Annotated in this window: 13 protein-coding genes; 2 read left to right on the top strand and 11 right to left on the bottom strand. The window is 75.9% G+C overall.

Translation table 11 applies throughout. The features are described from left to right. Nucleotides 1–113 precede the first annotated feature (113 nt). The 7 genes from ACQP04_RS18060 to ACQP04_RS18030 form a co-directional block, all read right to left on the bottom strand. Nucleotides 114–1,163, bottom strand: a complete 1,050-nt coding sequence (locus ACQP04_RS18060; RefSeq protein WP_433508198.1) for an NAD(P)/FAD-dependent oxidoreductase — start codon at nt 1,161–1,163, stop codon at nt 114–116. Next, entirely contained in the window at nt 1,160–1,711 is a 552-nt protein-coding gene (locus tag ACQP04_RS18055) for an isoprenylcysteine carboxyl methyltransferase family protein (protein WP_433508197.1), read from the bottom strand. The genes ACQP04_RS18060 and ACQP04_RS18055 overlap by 4 nt, the downstream gene beginning before the upstream one ends. Continuing rightward, nucleotides 1,708–2,784 carry a type III polyketide synthase gene (locus ACQP04_RS18050; RefSeq protein WP_433508196.1) on the bottom strand — a complete coding sequence of 359 codons (1,077 nt, stop codon included), beginning with the start codon at nt 2,782–2,784 and terminating at the stop codon, nt 1,708–1,710. The genes ACQP04_RS18055 and ACQP04_RS18050 overlap by 4 nt, the downstream gene beginning before the upstream one ends. After that, nucleotides 2,772–3,947: an NAD(P)/FAD-dependent oxidoreductase gene (locus tag ACQP04_RS18045; protein ID WP_433508195.1), complete on the bottom strand. Its 1,176-nt coding sequence runs from the start codon at nt 3,945–3,947 to the stop codon at nt 2,772–2,774. The genes ACQP04_RS18050 and ACQP04_RS18045 overlap by 13 nt, the downstream gene beginning before the upstream one ends. Further along, nucleotides 3,947–4,780 carry a UbiA family prenyltransferase gene (locus tag ACQP04_RS18040; protein ID WP_433508194.1) on the bottom strand — a complete coding sequence of 278 codons (834 nt, stop codon included), beginning with the start codon at nt 4,778–4,780 and terminating at the stop codon, nt 3,947–3,949. The genes ACQP04_RS18045 and ACQP04_RS18040 overlap by 1 nt, the downstream gene beginning before the upstream one ends. After that, nucleotides 4,777–5,835, bottom strand: a complete 1,059-nt coding sequence (locus ACQP04_RS18035; RefSeq protein ID WP_433508193.1) for an NAD-dependent epimerase/dehydratase family protein — start codon at nt 5,833–5,835, stop codon at nt 4,777–4,779. The genes ACQP04_RS18040 and ACQP04_RS18035 overlap by 4 nt, the downstream gene beginning before the upstream one ends. 110 nt (nt 5,836–5,945) lie before the next feature. After that, on the bottom strand, nt 5,946–8,192 hold the full coding sequence (locus ACQP04_RS18030; protein WP_433508386.1) for a HelD family protein: 2,247 nt from the start codon (nt 8,190–8,192) through the stop codon (nt 5,946–5,948). Between the two features lie 326 nt (nt 8,193–8,518). Here ACQP04_RS18030 and ACQP04_RS18025 point away from each other — a divergent pair, with 326 nt between their 5' ends. Continuing rightward, nucleotides 8,519–9,325, top strand: coding sequence for an RNA polymerase sigma factor SigF (locus ACQP04_RS18025; protein WP_433508192.1), 807 nt, complete (start codon nt 8,519–8,521; stop codon nt 9,323–9,325). A 4-nt stretch (nt 9,326–9,329) separates the two neighbouring features. On the opposite strand, the gene ACQP04_RS18020 is transcribed toward ACQP04_RS18025, so the two are convergent. The 4 genes from ACQP04_RS18020 to ACQP04_RS18005 all read right to left on the bottom strand — a co-directional run bounded on the left by ACQP04_RS18020 (nt 9,330) and on the right by ACQP04_RS18005 (nt 15,408). Next, nucleotides 9,330–10,436: a DNA topoisomerase IB gene (locus ACQP04_RS18020; RefSeq protein WP_433508191.1), complete on the bottom strand. Its 1,107-nt coding sequence runs from the start codon at nt 10,434–10,436 to the stop codon at nt 9,330–9,332. 74 nt (nt 10,437–10,510) lie between these two features. Then, on the bottom strand, nt 10,511–12,871 hold the full coding sequence (locus ACQP04_RS18015; RefSeq protein WP_433508190.1) for a glycoside hydrolase family 65 protein: 2,361 nt from the start codon (nt 12,869–12,871) through the stop codon (nt 10,511–10,513). Then, nucleotides 12,868–13,602 carry a beta-phosphoglucomutase family hydrolase gene (locus ACQP04_RS18010; protein WP_433508189.1) on the bottom strand — a complete coding sequence of 245 codons (735 nt, stop codon included), beginning with the start codon at nt 13,600–13,602 and terminating at the stop codon, nt 12,868–12,870. Before ACQP04_RS18010 ends, ACQP04_RS18015 begins: the two co-directional genes overlap by 4 nt. 102 nt (nt 13,603–13,704) lie before the next feature. Further along, nucleotides 13,705–15,408, bottom strand: coding sequence for a histidine kinase (locus tag ACQP04_RS18005; RefSeq protein ID WP_433508188.1), 1,704 nt, complete (start codon nt 15,406–15,408; stop codon nt 13,705–13,707). Nucleotides 15,409–15,861: 453 nt separating this feature from the next. On the opposite strand from ACQP04_RS18005, the gene ACQP04_RS18000 reads away from it, so the two are divergent. Beyond that, nucleotides 15,862–16,428, top strand: a complete 567-nt coding sequence (locus ACQP04_RS18000) for a hypothetical protein (RefSeq protein WP_433508187.1) — start codon at nt 15,862–15,864, stop codon at nt 16,426–16,428. Nucleotides 16,429–16,461: the final 33 nt, after the last annotated feature.

Raw genomic sequence — 16,461 nt, 5'->3', positions numbered from 1 at the left:
CGGCCCAAGTCCGGCGACGACACGCCGACGGGTACAACGAGCTCGTCGAGTTCGCCGTCACCGTCGCCAGGATCGCTCCAGTGGCTGCGGTCACAGCGGCGCGAGCGGGGGCGTCACCGGCCGCCGCCGACCGGGCGGGCCAGCGCGTTCACCGCTCCGCCGAAGAGCGGCGGCAGCAGCCGCGAGGCGGGGACCAGCGCGCGGCGCGCGACCCGCGGACGCGTGCCGGCCAGCAGCGCCGCGGTGAGCAGGCGGTAGCGCCGGGTCAGGCGTGCCCATTCGCGCTCGTAGCGCTGCGGCTCGCCGTCGACGATCGCCCGCACGGCGGCGTCCGCCTGGGCGAACGCGAGGGCCAGACCCTCCCCCGTCAGGGCGTCGACGTAGCCGGCGGCGTCGCCGACCAGCAGCACCCGGCCGGCCACGCGCCGCCGGGCGCCGCGGCGCAGGGGACCGGCCCCCCGCACGTCGGTCGCCGGCTCGCTGCCGGACAGGAGCTCCTCGAGACCCGGGAGCGCCCGCAGCCGGCTGTCGAAGGAGCCCTTGGTGGAGACGAGCAGTGCGACCCCGACGAGGTCCCCGGCCACCGGGGTCACGTAGGCCTCCACCTCGGATCCCCAGTGCACCTCGACGTACGGCGACCAGGGGGCGGTCCGGAAGTGCCGGCGCAACCCGAAGCGCGGGTGCCGCGCGGCGGCGACGTCGAGGCCGAGGGCGCGGCGCACCGGGGAGTGCAGGCCGTCGGCGCCCACCAGGTGCCGCGCGCGCCGCCCGTCGGCGGTGACGCCCGCGTCGTCCTGCCGCACCTCCCCGACCGCGCGCTCCTCGATGCGGGCCCCCGCGGCCACCGCTGCCTCGCGCAGCGCCCGGTGCAGCGTGATCCGGCGGATCCCCCGGCCGGGACCGAGGCGGAAGTCCGCGTCGGCGGACCGCCCCGCGCCGACGTACCGGATGCCGCGGAACGGGTGCCCGGCCGGATCGACGCCGAGGGCCAGCAGCCCGGCGAGCGCCCCGGGCATCAGGCCCTCGCCGCAGGCCTTGTCGACGGCGCCGGGCCGAGGCTCCCAGACCTCGACGTCGAGACCGGCGCGGGCGGCGTGGAGCGCGGTCACCAGGCCGGCCGGGCCGCCCCCGGCGACGAGCAGGTCGACCGGGCGGACGCTCATGCCCGCACCTCCGTGGCCGCGGCCTCGCGCAGGGCCCGCCGCTCCTCCCGCAGCCGCACGGTCAGCACCCCGGCGTTCGCCACGGTGAACGCCACGGCGGTGAGCCACGCCGTGTGGACGAGCGGGAGGGCCGCACCCTCCACGACGACGGCGGCGTAGTTGGGATGCGGCAGGAAGCGGTAGGGCCCCGAGGTGACCAGCGGGAGCCCGGGCACGACGATCACCCGCGTGTTCCACCGCGGGCCGAGCGCGCGGATGCACCACCACCGGACGCTCTGGCACGCGACGACCAGGGCGAGCATCGGCCAGCCGAGCGCGGGCACGAAGGGCCGGCCGGCGAGCCACACCTCCGCGACGCACCCGACGAGCAGGCCCGTGTGCACCACGACCATCACCGGGTAGTGCCCCCGGCCGGTCTCGACACCCCCGCGGGCCAGCGCCCACTGCGCGTGGCGCGTGGAGAGGACCAGCTCGGCCAGCCGCTCGAGACCGACCGCGAGCACGAGCAGCGTGAAGAGCAGGGCAGACACCGGGAACGGCAAGCTCATGCCGGTGCCCGCAGCAGGACGAGTTCGGAGCAGAAACCGGGCCCCATCGCGAGCATCAGGCCGTACGAGCCCGGCCGCGGTGGCCGGACGTCGAGGGTGTCGGCCAGGACGTGCAGCACCGAGGCCGAGGAGAGGTTCCCGACGCGGTGCAACGAGTCCCAGGTCAGGGCCAGCGCGTCGCGGTCGACCTGGAGCGCGTCGTGCAGGGCCTCGAGCACCTTGGGGCCGCCGGGGTGCGCGACGTACCACTCGACGTCCGCGCGCCCGAGCCTGTGGTCGGCCAGGAACCGGCGCACGTCGTCGCCGAGGTACCGGCGCACGAGGTCGGGGACGGCCGCGTCGAGCACGATCCGCAGGCCGCCGGCGCCGACGTCCCAGCCCATGGTCCGCTCGGAGTCGGGGTAGAGGCGGCTGCGCGCGGCCAGCACCTCCGGCTGCACGCGCCCGCCGTCGCCCAGCTGCTCGGCGCGCCGCGATCCCGCGGCGACCACCGCGGCGGCGCCGTCGCCGAACAGGCCGCTGGCGACCAGGTTGGGCACCGAGACGTCGTCCCGCTGCAGGGTCAGCGAGCACAGCTCGACGCTCATCAGCACCGCGACCGCGTCGGGGTGGCCGACCAGGTGATCGTGCAGCCGGGCGACCCCCGCGGCCCCGGCCACGCACCCCAGGCCGACGATCGGCACCCGCACCACGTCGTCGCGCATGCCGGTGAGCGCAGCGACCCGCGCGTCGAGGGACGGCACGGCGAGGCCGGTCACGGTCGCGGAGACGACGAGGTCGACGTCCGACGGCGCGAGGTCGACCGCTTTGAGCGCCTCGACGACCGCGCGGGCGCCGAGCTCGACCCCGGCCGCGATGAAGGCGTCGTTGGACTCCCCGAAGTCGCGGAGCCGGCCGTAGCGCTCCAGCGGCAGCGCGGTGTGCCGCGTCCCGACACCCGCGTTGCGGTGGAACCGCTCCAGGACCGCCCGGTCGACGCGGCCCCCGAGCAGCGACCCCGCGACGGCCTCGGTGATCTCCTCCTGTCGGTGGCGATGGGCGGGAAGGGCACCTCGGACGCTCAGGATGCGCATGCTCGACTCTCCTCCACAGGATGGACGGGGGCGGCCGACAGGAGGGCGCCGGCCAGGCCCCGGACGACGGTGGGGGTGATCCGGCCGCGGGCCAGTCCGAGCTCGACGAGGTCGTCGAAGACCCGGCCGTCCCGCGCCGACGCGCGCAGGCCGGCGTCGAGGACCGGTCCGCTCCGGCTCAGGCGGGCCGCGAGCGCGGTGTGACGCAGGTGCGGGAGCAGGTGCGCGCGGGCGGCCCGCCGGTAGCGGTGCCCGGCCGTGCCGGGCCGGTCCGCGGTGATCGCCCGTGCGGCGGCCCGCCCGGCGGCGAGACCGGTGGCGACCGCGTAGTAGATGCCCTCCCCCGTCAACGGGTTGACCAGGCCGGCGGCGTCGCCGACCAGCAGCACCCGGCCGGTGGGCGGCCGCCAGCGGGCACCCGAGAGCGGCAGGTGGTGGCCCTTCCAGTCGGTGCCGTCGCGCCCCGCACCGGGGAGCAGCTCCTCGAGCCGGTCGAGCAGCTCGGAGCGCGTCGGGGCCGGCCCGCGGCCGAGCACCTCGCCGTACCCGACGTTCGCGAGCCCGTCGCCGCGGTCGAAGGACCAGGCGTACGCCGGCTGCCGGGCCGTCCCGAACGCGATGACCTGGGCGTGCTCGCGCCCCGCGGACACCGGCGCGTAGCCGCGCAGGGCGAAGGCGGGACGGGCGGTGGGCCACCCGAGCCGGCGGCGCACCACCGACCGGGCGCCGTCCGCCCCGACGACCACCGCGGCCCGGTGCGCACCGTCGAGCACGACACCGTCCGCGCCGGGCGCCAGGTCGCGGACCCGGTGCCGTACCAGCACCGCCCCGGCCGCGCGGGCCGCCTCGACCAGCCGGGCGTCCAGGATCCGGCGCGGCACCACGTACGACGGCCGCGCCATCGTGCGGTCGACGCCGCGTCCGCCCCGATCGAGCCGTAGCCTCGCGACCGGGACCCGGTCGTCGAGCAGGCCAGTGACCCCGACCTCCACGAGGCGGTCGAGCACGTGCGGGGCGACGCCGTCGCCGCAGGCCTTGTCCCGCGGGAAGTCCGCGCGGTCGAGCAGCGCGACCCGCAGCCCCGGTGCGGCGCGCAGCGCCCCCAGAGCGGTCGCCGCACCGGCGGGTCCGGCCCCGACGACCGCGAGGTCCCAGCCGGGCATCAGCCGGCCGCCACGAGCAGCACCACGTCGAGCAGCGCGATCAGCATCGCGGCGCGGAACGGGACGCGCCCACGGCCGGTCAGGGCGACCGTCGCGAGCGCGGCGACCACCAGCAGCGCTGCCCAGACCCACGCGGGCGGGCTCCCCACCGGGCCGAGCGCGGCCAGGAGCGACGCGGCGACGAGCAGCCCGGCGGCCAGCGGCCGCGCGACGCGCTCCCCCAGCCGGTGCGGCAGGCCCCGGACGCCGGTCCGCACGTCGTCCGCGAGATCGGGCAGTGCGTTGAGCACGTGGGCACCGACCCCGAGCGCCGCGCCGGCGGCGGTGGTCCACCAGGGCGGCCACGCCGGAGCCGGGCCGGCGAGGGAGGCCACGGCCGGCAGCGTGCCGAAGGCCACGGCGTACGGCAGCCACGACAGCCGGGTCCCCTTGACCCCCAGGTTGTAGGTCAGCGCCGAGCCGACGCCGAGCACGAGGTGGACCAGGCCGCTGCGCCAGCCCGCGGCCAGGGACAACGCCACGCAGGCGGCCCCGGAGACGACGACCGCGGTGCCGACCCGGTGAGCGGCCACCCGGCCGGTGGCGAGCGGCTTGTCGGCACGTCCGACGGCACGGTCACGCTTCAGGTCGACCAGGTCGTTGACCCACCCGACCGTCAACTGGCCCGCCAGGACGGCGAGGGCGACGACGAGAGTGGTGCGGGCCGGCTGTCCGGCGTCGACCGCGAGCAGGGCGGCGACCACCGTGACGGCCACGGCAGGACCGGGGTGGGCGGCCGCGACCAGCCCGGGGAGGGCGCCGCCCCGGCGGGTGGGCAGCGGCGGCGCGCTCACGGCCGCGACCGTCTGCCGACGTGGCCGTGGAGCAGGGCGTCCCTGGTCGTACCGGCGACCGTGCGGGGCCGCAGTACCGCCGTGGGCCCCGACGCGGCCGTGCGCATGCCGTCGACGACCTCGCGGAACACGGCGACGGCGTCCTTCGTGGGCGACCAGCCGAGCTCGGTGCGGGCGCGCGTGGAGTCGATCAGCGGGAGGGCGAAGGCCATGTCGAGCCAGCCGGTGTCGACCTGCTGCAGGCGCAGGTGCCACGCGGCGGCCATCGCCGGGCGCAGGGCCGCCGAGGGCACGTGCACCAGCGGGGCACCCAGCACCCGGGCGATGTCCGGGGCGGTCAGCGGCGGGTCGGCGGCCAGGTTGAACGCGCCGGCGGCACGCCGGTCCAGTACGCGGGCGACGGCGTCGGCGACGTCGTCGGCGTGCACCACCGGGATCGCCAGGCGGCGGTCGAGGGGCAGCACGGGCAGCCAGGCGAGGGCGCGCGCCGGCACCAGACCCGGCACCCCGTAGCGCAGCAGCGCGCTCCCGGCCGCGTGCTGCCCGACGATGCCCGGCCGGAGCCGGGTGACCGTGGGCAGGGCGCCCTCCGCCCCGTCGAGGATCCGTTCGGCGGCGGCCTTGTGCCGGCTGTAGCGCGAGGTCGGGACGCCGTCCGTCGGCCAGGTCTCGTCGACCGGGGTGTCGTCGCGGCGCGGCGAGTAGGCGCCGATCGAGGACATGTGCACCAGGTGCGGCACCCGGGCCGCGGCCGCCGCGGCCACGACGCGACGGGTGCCGCCGACGCCGAGCTCGCGCAGGTACCGCAGGTCGTGCGAGGGCTGGAAGCCCCAGGCCAGGTGGACGACGGCGTCGGCGCCGGCGAGGACCCGCACGAGCGCCTCCGCGCTGGCGCGGGTCAGGTCGAGCGACCTCCAGGCCGCGGGCTGCCCACCCGCGACCGGCCCCGCCGGCACCCGGCGGGCCACACCGACCAGCTCATGGTCCTCCCGGGCGAGGCGGCGCAGCACCGCCGTTCCGATGTTGCCCGTCGCGCCGGTGACGACGATCCGCATCCTGCCTCCCCGAGCATCGACCGACTGGTGGTCGGTTCCCCTCGGACAGGGAACTCACACGCGCGGACCCGCGGTCCGCGGGGGACGCGCGGTCGAAGGGTGCCGGGCGGTCAGGCCCGGCGCAGGCGCTTGAGCGGTTCCGGCAGGTCCGCGGCGTGCACCACGCTGAGCCGCTGGGTGGCACGGGTGAGCGCGACGTAGAGGTCGTTCATCCCGCGCGGGCTCTCGGCCAGCACCTCGGCCGGCTCGACGAGCACGACGGCGTCGAACTCCAGGCCCTTCGACGCACCGACCGGCAGCACCACGACCGGCGCCTCGAGGTCCTCCGGGTCCTCGGGCGCGGCGTCGCCGAGCACGGCCTCGCGCATCGCGGCGACCCGCGCCGCCGGCACGAGCACCGCGGTGCGCCCCTCGCCCACCGCGCCCCGCTCCTCCGCGACGATCCCGGCGAGCACCCCGTCGGACCCCTCCAGCGAGCCCGGCGCGATCGGGACGGCGCGCGGCGGCACCCCGGTGCTGCGGACGGACGTCGGCGGGGTGAGGCCGGGGTCGATGGCGGCCAGGACGTCGTCGGCGACGTCGGCGATCTCCGCCGGCGTCCGGTAGTTCACCGTGAGCTGCTCGAGCTTCCACCGGTTCTGCACGAACGGCGACAGCACCTCCGACCAGGTGGAGGCCCCGGCGATGTCGCCGGTCTGTGCCACGTCGCCCACGACCGTCATGGAGCGGCTCGGCACCCGGCGCATCACCAGCCGCCACGCCATCGCCGACAGCTCCTGCGCCTCGTCGACGATCACGTGCCCGTAGGTCCACTCGCGGTCCGCGGCGGCGCGGTCGGCGGTCGACTCGTAGGTCCGCACCTGCATGCGCTCGGCCAGCCGGTCGGCGTCGACGATGTCGGTGGCCCGCAGCAGCTCCGGGTCGAGGTCCTCCTCGAGGTCGAGCACGTCGAGCACGCCCTGGGCGTACTCGATCTCCTCGCGCAGCGCGGCCTGCTCGGCGGCCCGCGCGGCCGACCCGTCGTCCCCGAGGAGCTCGGCGGCCTCGTCGAGCAGCGGGACGTCCGCGTGGGTCCAGCGCAGGTCGTGCGGCACGTCCGCCCCGGCGGCCGGCCGCTCCAGCAGCGCCCGGTCCTCGGCCGGGATCCGCCGGGCGATCGAGTTGAGCTTGCGCCGGTCGGCGAACAGGTCGGCGAGCAGCTGCTCCGGGGTGAGGGTGGGCCACAGGGCGTCGAGCTCGCGGGCGACGGCGGCATCCTCGGCCAGCTCCTCGCGGATGTCCTCCACGTCGAGCTTGCCGAGCAGGTTCCGCCCGCCGAGGGTCTGCGCCACCTGCTGGGCGAGCAGCCGCAGCGCCTCGGTGCGGAAGATCCGCTTGGCCTCGTTGTGCGGCTTGCGCGAGCGCCGGGCCCGCGAGCGGGCGGCGTTGACCAGGTCCCGGTCGATCCGCACGTCCTGCCGCTCGACGACGAGCTCGATCGGCCGCCGCGGCAGCTGCTGGCGGTCCCGGACCGCCGCGGCGACGACGGCGGCCATGTCGGCGCGGCCCTTCACCTCGGCGGTGCGGGCGTCCTCCGGCCGGCGCGCGTGCAGGCCCGGGAACAGCTCCGCGGGGGTGGCGAGCACGACCGAGGTCTCGCCCAGCGACGGCAGGACCTGGCCGATGTAGCGCAGGAAGGTCGGGTTCGGGCCGATCACCAGCACGCCGCGGCGGGCCAGCCGGTCCCGGTGCGTGTAGAGCAGGTAGGCGGCGCGGTGCAGCGCGACCGCGGTCTTGCCGGTGCCGGGCCCGCCCTGCACCACCAGCACGCCCGACGGCGTGGACCGGATGATCCGGTCCTGCTCCGCCTGGATCGTCGCGACGATGTCGCCCATGCGGCCGGTGCGGGCCTCGCTGACCGCGGCCATGAGCGCGGCCTCGCTGGTCAGGCCCGACCCGCTGCCCCGGGCGGCGGCGTCGGCGAGGTCGAGCACCTCGTCGTCGACGGCGACGACGTTCCGCCCGCGGGTGCGCAGGTGCCGGCGCCGGCGCATGCCCTCCGGGTTGGCCGCGGTCGCGGTGTAGAAGGGCTGCGCGGCCGGGGCGCGCCAGTCCATGAGCAGCGGCTCGTACTCGTGGTCCTCGTCGAGGAGGCCGAGCCGGCCGATGTAGCGGACCTCGCCCGACTCCGCGTCGAGCCGGCCGAACGCCAGCCCGTGCTCCGCGGCACGCAGCGCGGCGAGCCGGTCCGTGTACATCGCGGCCGCCGCGTCGCGCTCGGTGAGCGCCTGCGGTGTGCCCACGGTCTCGCCGTGCAGCACGTCGGCGAGCCGGCGCGCGGTGTCCCGGCGGCGCTCGTCGAGCCGCTCGTAGAGCATCGCGACATAAGCGCGCTCGTGCTCGAGCGGCGTCTCGCCCGTGGCGGGTTCGGGGGTCGGCACCTGCTTCGATGTCCTTCGCGGGAGTGACGGATCGGCCGGTCGGCCCGGTCGTCCCTCGATCTGTCGACAACTCGCGCGGCCGGCGGCGCGGCCGACGTCCTCGTCGTCCCTCGTCGCCCGACGGCGCGGCGTTCCAACCTACCAGCGATCTCCCCCGACCTCCGCGGGCATTTCCCCGGCCGGGGGACCGCGTTTGAAGGATCGGGCCGGTCGGGTAGATGCCTGCGTGGCGTCGGACAACAGAGACCCTTCCCCGGGGCGTCGTGGCTGACCGCGACCCGGCCCCCGCCCAGGGCCCCGCCCAGAACGGGCAGGGCTCCGACTCGGAGTACGGGCACCTGGCCCCGCTCTTCGAGAAGTTCGTGTCGCTCCCCGCCGACCATCCCGACCGCGACGCCCTGCGCGCCGAGCTGGTCACCGGCCACCTCCCCGTGGTCCAGCACATCGCCCGGCGCTTCGCCAACCGCGGCGAGCCCGTCGACGACCTGGAGCAGGCCGGCACCGTCGGGCTCATCAACGCCGTGGACCGGTTCGAGCCGGACCGCGGCGTCGACTTCCTCTCCTACGCCATCCCGACCATCACCGGCGAGGTGCGCCGGCACTTCCGCGACCGCACCTGGGCGATGCGCGTGCCCCGCCGGCTCAAGGAGATGCAGAGCTCGATCAACGGGGCGATCGGGCCGCTGTCCCAGGAGCTGGGCCGCGCCCCCAAGCCGTCGGAGATCGCCGAGCGGCTCGGCCTGTCCACCGAGGAGGTGCTGGAGGGGCTCGACGCCCAGCAGGCCTACCGCGGCCCCTCGCTCGACGAGCTGGTGGCCGGGGCCGACTCCCCGCTCGCGGACACCCTGGGCACGGCCGACGCCGAGCTGGACAAGGTCGAGTACCGGCAGACCCTGGCGCCGCTGCTCGACGAGCTGCCGCAGCGCGAGCGCACGATCCTGGTGCTGCGCTTCTTCGGCAACAAGACGCAGACCCAGATCGCCGACCAGATCGGGATCTCGCAGATGCACGTGTCCCGGCTGCTCGCCCGCACGCTCGCCCAGCTGCGGCAGCGGATGAGCGAGGAGTAGGCGCTCAGCCCTTGATCAGCCGCACCACCGCGCGCTCCACCGCGGCCCGACTGTGGTCGTCGGTGAGGTCGGGGGTCTCCAGCCGCTTCAGCGCCACCAGCACCGTGCGCCCCTCCTCGAACTGCTCGACCACCCGCGGATCGACGTAGGAGTTCTTCGCGACGGTCGGGGTGTTGCCGAGGTGGTCGGACACCGTGGTGATGGCGTGGCGCACGAGCCGGGCCCGCGCGCGCTTCGCCGACGGGACCCGGCCCTCCTCGGCCACCGCCCCGGCGAGGGTGACGGCGGCGAGCACCGTGGCGTTCCAGGTCCGCAGGTCCTTGCAGGTGAACAGGTCCCCCGCCAGCTCCTTCACCGCGTTGTTGAGGTCCTCCGAGCGGACGTCGTGCCAGTCCGACCGGCCCGTGCGGTAGGCCAGCAGGTCCTCGCCGCCGCCCTTGCGCCGCAACAGCCCGTTGACCAGCCGGTGCAGGAGCGGGTCGCGCAGGTCGAGCTTGCGGGGCACGCCGCCCTTGGCCGGGTAGTCGAAGTGGATCAGGCCCCGGCGCAGCGTGACGTGCTCGCGGCGCAGGGTGGCCAGGCCGAACGTGCCACTGTCGTCGTGGTCGTCGCCGTCGTGCCCGCAGTTGTCGGACCCGTCGTCCCCGCAGCTGGGTGCGTACTGCTCGCCCCCGGCGCGGAACACCCCGATGTCGAGCATCCGGACGGCCCCGGCGAGCACCCGCTCGCGGTGCAGGCCGCTGTCCTCCAGCCGGGTGGTGATCTCCCCGCGGATGTCGGCGAGCCGGCGGCCCAGGGACAGCACGCGGTCGTGTTTCTCCTGGTCCCGGGTCCGGCGCCAGTCGTCGTGGTAGCGGTACTGGCGGCGGCCGGCGTCGTCCGTCCCGACGGCCTGGATGTGGCCGCGGGGGTCGGGTGCGATCCAGACGTCCCGCCAGGCGGGCGGGATCACCAGGCTCTTGATCCGCGCGATCTCCGCCCGGTCCTCGATCCGGTCGCCGTCCGGCCCGAGGAAGACCCAGCCCCGGCCGGAGCGCCGCCGCCCCAGCCCCGGCGTCGAGGGGTCGGAGCGGACGAGCCCGGCGGGGGGATCGACTGCTGCTGCGGTCACGCGCGGGAGATACCCCGGCCGCCCTTGCGCAATCCCCCCGCGTGATCGGCGTGACCGGGCCGCCGGGTTCGGGGTCAGCTCCCGTGGTGCCGCTGGCGCGGCGCCCGGCCGTACGGCTGCTCCACCGGGTCCACGGTGGGCGGCGAGGGCAGCGGCCGCACCTGCGGGTCCTCGGCCAGCGCGACCGGCTCGCCGTGGTGCCGCAGCCGCATCGGCGGGCCGCTGACCAGCGTGTACTCCACGTCGTCCTGGGTGATCGTGACCCGGATGTGCCGCCCCTGCCAGCGCAGCCCGAACGAGATCCGGGTGAGCGCGGCCGGGAGCACCGGCGCGAAGGCCAGCCCGGTCGCGTCGCACGTCATGCCGCCCAGCCCGGTCGTGATCGCCACCCAGGTGCCGGCCATCGACGCGATGTGCATGCCGTGGTCGGTGTTCCCGGCCAGGTTGTTGAGGTCGATGAGCGCGGCCTCGGCCAGGTAGTCGTAGGCCAGGTCCAGGTGACCGGTGCGGGCGGCGACCATCGACTGCGTGCAGGCCGAGAGCGACGAGTCCCGCACGGTGATCGCCTCGTAGTAGGCGAAGTTGCGGCGCATCTGCTCCGGCGTGAAGGCGTCCGGCCGCAGCTGCATCGCCAGCACCAGGTCGGCCTGCTTGATCACCTGCTTGCGGTACAGGTCGAAGTACGGGTAGTGCAGCAGCAGCGGGTAGGTGTCGGCCGGGGTGCGCTCGAAGTCCCAGATCTTGTGCTTGGTGAAGCCCTCGGACTGCGGGTGCACGCGCAGCTCGTCGTCGAACGGGATCCGCATCGAGGCCGCCGCGTCGCGCCAGCTGGCCATCTCCTCGGAGTTCACGCCCAGCTTGGCCGCGCTGCGCGGGTGCTTCGCGGCGACCTCGGCGGCGTAGCGCAGGTTCAGCTGCGCCATGAGGTTCGTGTAGACGTTGTTGTCCACGATCGCCGAGTACTCGTCCGGGCCGGTCACGCCGTCGATCCGGAACTCGCCCGCCGAGTCGTGGTGGCCCAGCGAGCGCCACAGCCGCGCGGTGGCGACCAGGATCTCCAGGCCGGTCTCCAGCTCGAACTGGGTGTCGCCGGTCGCGGCGACGTGCCGGCGCACGGCGTCGGCGATGTCGGCGTTGATGTGGAAGGCCGCGGTGCCGGCGGGCCAGTACCCCGAGCACTCCTCGCCGCGGATGGTGCGCCACGGGAAGGCGGCGCCGTCGAGGCCGAGCTGCTGGGCGCGCTCGAAAGCCTTCGGCAGGATCGACTGCCGCCAGCGCAGCGCGTCGGCCGCCGCGTCGGGCGCCAGGAAGGACAGCACCTGCAGGCAGAAGGTCTCGGTGTCCCAGAAGGTGTGCCCGTCGTAGCCGTCGGCGGTGAGGCCCTTCGCCGAGATGCACCGGCGCTCGGCGCGGGCGCCGGCCTGCAGCACGTGGAAGGTGGCCAGCCGGACGGCCTGTTGGAGCTCCGCGTCGCCGTCGATCTCGACGTCGGCGGTCTCCCAGAAGTCCTCGAGGTAGTCGGCCTGCTCGCGGAGCAGCCCCTCCCAGCTCGTGTAGCGGGCGGCGGCCAGCGCGGCCCGGACCTGGTCGTAGACCGCGGGCAGGCTGCGCTGCGACGACCAGCCGTAGGACAGGTACTTGACGATCTTGAGCGTCTCGCCGGGCTTGACCCGGCCGATGATCGTGGTGCTGCCCGTGTCCTCGGTGGCATCCGAAGTGATCTTGATGCCCTCGGGCCCGTGCACCTCGTGGTCCATCGCGGCGGCGACCCGCAGCCCCGACCTTCGGGTGCTGTGCACCAGCGTGGCGCCGGCCTCGTCGGCGCGGTGCATCTCGGACTCGAGCGCGTTGGTGAGCGCGGCCTCCAGGCGCGGGTCGTCCGCGCCGCGGGTCGGCAGCTGCTCGTTGGCGACCAGCTCGGACTGCACGACGAGCAGCGCCGGCTCGTCGAGCACCTCGACCTCGTAGCAGATGGCGGCGATGGCGCGCTGGGTCAGCGACACCAGCCGCGTGCTGTGCACCCGCACCACGCGCCCGGCCGGGGACTCCCACTCGACCTCGCGGGTCAGGGTGCCCGCACGCAGGTCGAGCACCCGCTCGTGCCGGCGGAGCTTGCCGTAGCGCAGGTCGAACGGCTCGTCGTCGACCAGCAGCCGGATCAGCTTGCCGTTGGTGACGTTGATGATCGTCTGCCCTGACTCCGGGTAGCCGTAGCCGCCCTCGGCGTACGGCAGCGGCCGGACCTCGTAGAACGAGTTCAGGTAGGTCCCGGGCAGGTGGTGCGGGTCGCCCTCGTCGAGGTTGCCGCGCAGCCCGATGTGGCCGTTGGACAGCGCGAAGACCGACTCGGTCTGGCCCATCGCGGCGATGTCGAGGGTCGGCTCGCGCACGACCCAGGGCTCGACCGCGAAGGTGCGGCCCGCGTCCGGCTTCACTGGTCCTCCAACAGCTCGGAGAGGTCGGACACCACGACGTCGGCGCCGTGCTCGCGCAGCTTGTCCGCGTGCCCGAGCCGGTCGACGCCGACGACCCGGCCGAACCCGCCGGCCCGGCCCGCCTCGACGCCCGCCAGCGCGTCCTCGTACACCACGGCGGCCGTGCGCGGCACGCCCAGGTCCTCGGCCGCCGCCAGGAACGTGTCCGGCTTCGGCTTGCCCGGCAGCCCGCGCTCCCGCGCGACGACGCCGTCGACCCGGTGGTCGATCAGCTCGGCCAGTCCGGCCACGTCGAGCACCTGCTCGGCGTTGGCCGAGGACGACACCACAGCCACCTTCAGGCCCGCCCTGCGGACGGCCTCGAGGTAGGGCCGCGAGGCCGGGTAGACGTCGACGCCCTTCTCCTGCAGCACGACCTGCACCAGGTCGTTCTTGCGGGTGGACAGCCCCCAGAGCGTCTCCGCGTCGGGCGGGTCGTCCGGGCTGCCCTCGGGCAGGGTGATCCCCCGGGAGGCGAGGAAGCTGCGGGTGCCCTCCAGCCGCGGCTTGCCGTCGACGTACGGGCCGTAGTCGGCGGCGACGTCGAACGGCCGGTAGCCGGGGCCCTCGTGCCGGGCGAGGAACTCGTCGAACATGGTCTTCCACGAGGTCGCGTGCACGCCGGCGGTGTCGGTGAGCACACCGTCGAGGTCGAACAGGCAGGCGCGGGCGCCGTCGGGGAGGCCGAGCATGCGCGCACCGTAGCGTCCCGGTGATCGCGTCCGCAGACCGGCGCCGTGACGTCACACCGTCGCCGCGCAGGTTGTCACCTGGCGTTCACACAGGTGGGTGGTTCAGCCCGGGCACGCGGCGGGCGCCGGTACCCGGAGCCGGGTCTCCCCGTGACCCTCGTCGGCCACCACGACCTCGGCCCCGCCGACCCCGTCGGGCACGACGTCCACGGTGACCGCGCCACCCTCCGGGCGCGGTTCGATGCGCTGCTGCACCGTCTCGCGCACGAGGACGAGCACCTGCAATGGGGCGACGGCGAGGTCGGCGAGCTGCGCGGCGAGCACTTCGTCGACCGTCACGGTGGTGTCCAGGCGTCGGCCGAACCGGGCCTTCTCGATGGCCAGGTAGGCGCGGACGGCAGCCAGCTCGTCGGCCAGCGGGATCTCCGGGGTGCCGACGCGGTCGGCGGTGCGGCTGAGGTCGGCGAACCCGAGGAGGAGCTCGCGGGCCTGCCCCGGATCGGTCCGCATCAGGGAGGCGATGGTGTTGAAGGCGTTGTAGACGAAGTGCTGCTCGAGGCTGCGGTTGAGCGAGCTGGCGGGGCCGGGCGGTGCGGCCCCGAGGTTCGCCGCGGGCCGTTCCGGCACGGCCGGGAGGGCCGGCGGTTCCGGGGCCGCCGGCGCGGCCGCGTGGTCCGCGGGTCGGCCGTGCCCGTGCGGGGTGGGCACCCGCTCGCCGCGGCGGGCCGGGCCCCAGACCTCCGCCCCGTCCTCGGCCTGCTCGGCGCCGTCGCGCTCCCAGGGCGTGCCCGCCCAGTCCTCGGGGCCGACCTCCCCGGGCCGCAGGATCCCCCGCCACACCGGCAGCCGCAGGTGCGCGCCGCGGGTCCAGCCCTGGTACTCGGCCTGCCCGACGATCCGGGGCACGACCCAGCGGGCGTCGTCGGCCACGGTCTCGGGCACGGCGCCGGGCCCGTGGCCCGTGAACGGCGACACCTGCGCGTTGAGCGTGCGCAGCAGCTCGCCGACCTCCCGGCGCGCGGGGCCCGAGCCGATCCCGACCCGGCCGACGTACCGGAGCGGGCCGACGGGTCCGCCCGGCGCGGGCGGGGTCTCGGGGATGCCGAGCAGCAGGGCGCCGACGCGGCCGGGCCGGTTGCGCTCGGCCGGCATCCATCCCCCGACGACGACCGGCCGCGCGCGCCGCAGCGGCACCCGCAGCCAGTCCCGGGTGCGCCGGCCGGCCTTGTACGCGGCGTCGACCCGCTTGAGGTGCAGCCCGTCGAGGCCGAAGCGCTCGGCCGCCTCCATCACGAACCCCGCCTCCGACGCCGGGTGCGAGGGCGGGACCAGCACCGGGGACCCGGCGATGCCCAGGCCCTCCAGGAGCGTGCGGCGCTCGGCGTAGGGGCGGCGCAGCAGCGGCCGGCCATCGAGCCACAGCAGGTCCGTGACGACGAACCCGACCGGCACCCGGGAGCGCAGCGACTCCGACGGCGTGACGGTGGAGGTGCGGCGCATCAGCGGGCGGCGGCTGGGGCGGCCGGCGTCGTCGAGGGCGACGACCACGCCGTCGAGCACCATGCCGGAGCCCTTCACCCGGTCGCCGAGCACGGCGAGCTCGGGGAAGCTGCGGGTCACGCTGCGCGCGGTCGAGGAGAGCAGGCGCACGTGCCCGGGCCGGACGTAGGCGACGCAGCGGAAGCCCGCCCAGGCGAACTCGACCGCCCAGTCACCGCCCCGCTCGCCGTCGGCCAGGTCCCCCTGGGAGGGGAGCATCGGCGGGACGACGTCGGGCATGCCGCCGCCCGCTCCCCGCCCTGTCACGGTCCCTACGGTAAACGGCCGTACGGGCCGAATGTCACCTGATCGGCCGTACGGCGGTGGCAGCGCGCCCAGGGCGCCCTCAGGTGCGGCGGATGGTGGTCGGCGCAACTCGCTTCGGCTCGGACGGGCCCTGCTCGAGGACGCCGCCGCCACCGCGCGGCGGGGCCGGCCTCCCTGCGCTCACGCTGACCACCTTCGGAGGAGCCGTGGAACGGGCCGTACTACGCGCGCTGCGGCTTCCGGTGGCTGGCCGAGGAGGAGCTCACGCCGGGCCTGCGCGCGGTCCGGGCGGTCGAGCGCGCCCGCGGCCTGGACCGGTGGCCGCGGGCGTGCCTGATCCGCACCCTCCGATCCCCGACGGATCCGGACGGGCCGCCCGCTCTTCCGGCCGACGCGCTTCCTCCGAGCCCGCGGCACTGATACCCGTGAGGGGTATCCGACCGAGGAGGCGCCATGACCGCGATCGAGCCCGGCACGACCGGCCGGCACAGCTGGTTCCACCGGACCTGGCCCGCCGCGGCCGGGCTCGCCGTCGGGCTCGCCTCGGGGATCGGGATCGCCGACGGGGCCGAGGTCGCCCCGGTCGTCGCGGCGTCCGGGTTCGTCTACCTCGTGGCCGCGGCGCTCGGGTCGCGCGTCGCCGCGTGGCCGGCCTTCGCCGTGTCGGTCGTGCTGATCGCCGCGGCGAAGGTCGTGCCCGGGTTCGCGCCGACGTGGGGGATGCTCGCGATCGGCGCCGTGCTCCTGCTCGTCGGCCTGGCCCGGGGCCGGCGACGCCCGCCGTGGGGGCTGCCCCTGCAGGCGGCGGCGATGCTCGTGCTGGGCGCCGTCGCGCTGGTGGCGGCCGAGGTGTCGCCGACCTGGTCCGGCGTGCTGGTGGCGGGGGCGCTGCTGGTCCACGCCGGCTGGGACGTCCACCACCACCGCACCGGTCGGGTGGTCGTGCCGTCGATGGCGGTGTTCTGCGCGGTCCTCGACACGGCCCTCGCCGGGCTGGTGCTCGCCGTGACCCTCACCTGAGCCGGGCGGTCGGAGCCGACTCGTGGAGAATCG

The sequence above is a fragment of the Pseudonocardia halophobica genome (genome assembly GCF_050948485.1).
Lineage (GTDB): Bacteria > Actinomycetota > Actinomycetes > Mycobacteriales > Pseudonocardiaceae > Pseudonocardia > Pseudonocardia halophobica.
The sequence above is the reverse complement of the archived record's forward strand: the minus strand, read 5'-3'. Positions and strand labels throughout refer to the sequence as shown.

Excerpts from the sequence above, each read along its gene's own strand:
- ACQP04_RS18045 (WP_433508195.1), bottom strand. The coding sequence starts at position 3,947 with ATGCCCGGCTGGGACCTCGCGGTCGTCGGGGCCGGACCCGCCGGTGCG.
- ACQP04_RS18010 (WP_433508189.1), bottom strand. The coding sequence starts at position 13,602 with ATGCTCGGCCTCCCCGACGGCGCCCGCGCCTGCCTGTTCGACCTCGAC.
- ACQP04_RS18035 (WP_433508193.1), bottom strand. The coding sequence starts at position 5,835 with ATGCGGATCGTCGTCACCGGCGCGACGGGCAACATCGGAACGGCGGTG.
- ACQP04_RS18055 (WP_433508197.1), bottom strand. The coding sequence starts at position 1,711 with ATGAGCTTGCCGTTCCCGGTGTCTGCCCTGCTCTTCACGCTGCTCGTG.
- ACQP04_RS18060 (WP_433508198.1), bottom strand. The coding sequence starts at position 1,163 with ATGAGCGTCCGCCCGGTCGACCTGCTCGTCGCCGGGGGCGGCCCGGCC.
- ACQP04_RS18030 (WP_433508386.1), bottom strand. The coding sequence starts at position 8,192 with ATGCTCTACGAGCGGCTCGACGAGCGCCGCCGGGACACCGCGCGCCGG.
- ACQP04_RS18050 (WP_433508196.1), bottom strand. The coding sequence starts at position 2,784 with ATGCGCATCCTGAGCGTCCGAGGTGCCCTTCCCGCCCATCGCCACCGA.
- ACQP04_RS18000 (WP_433508187.1), top strand. The coding sequence starts at position 15,862 with ATGACCGCGATCGAGCCCGGCACGACCGGCCGGCACAGCTGGTTCCAC.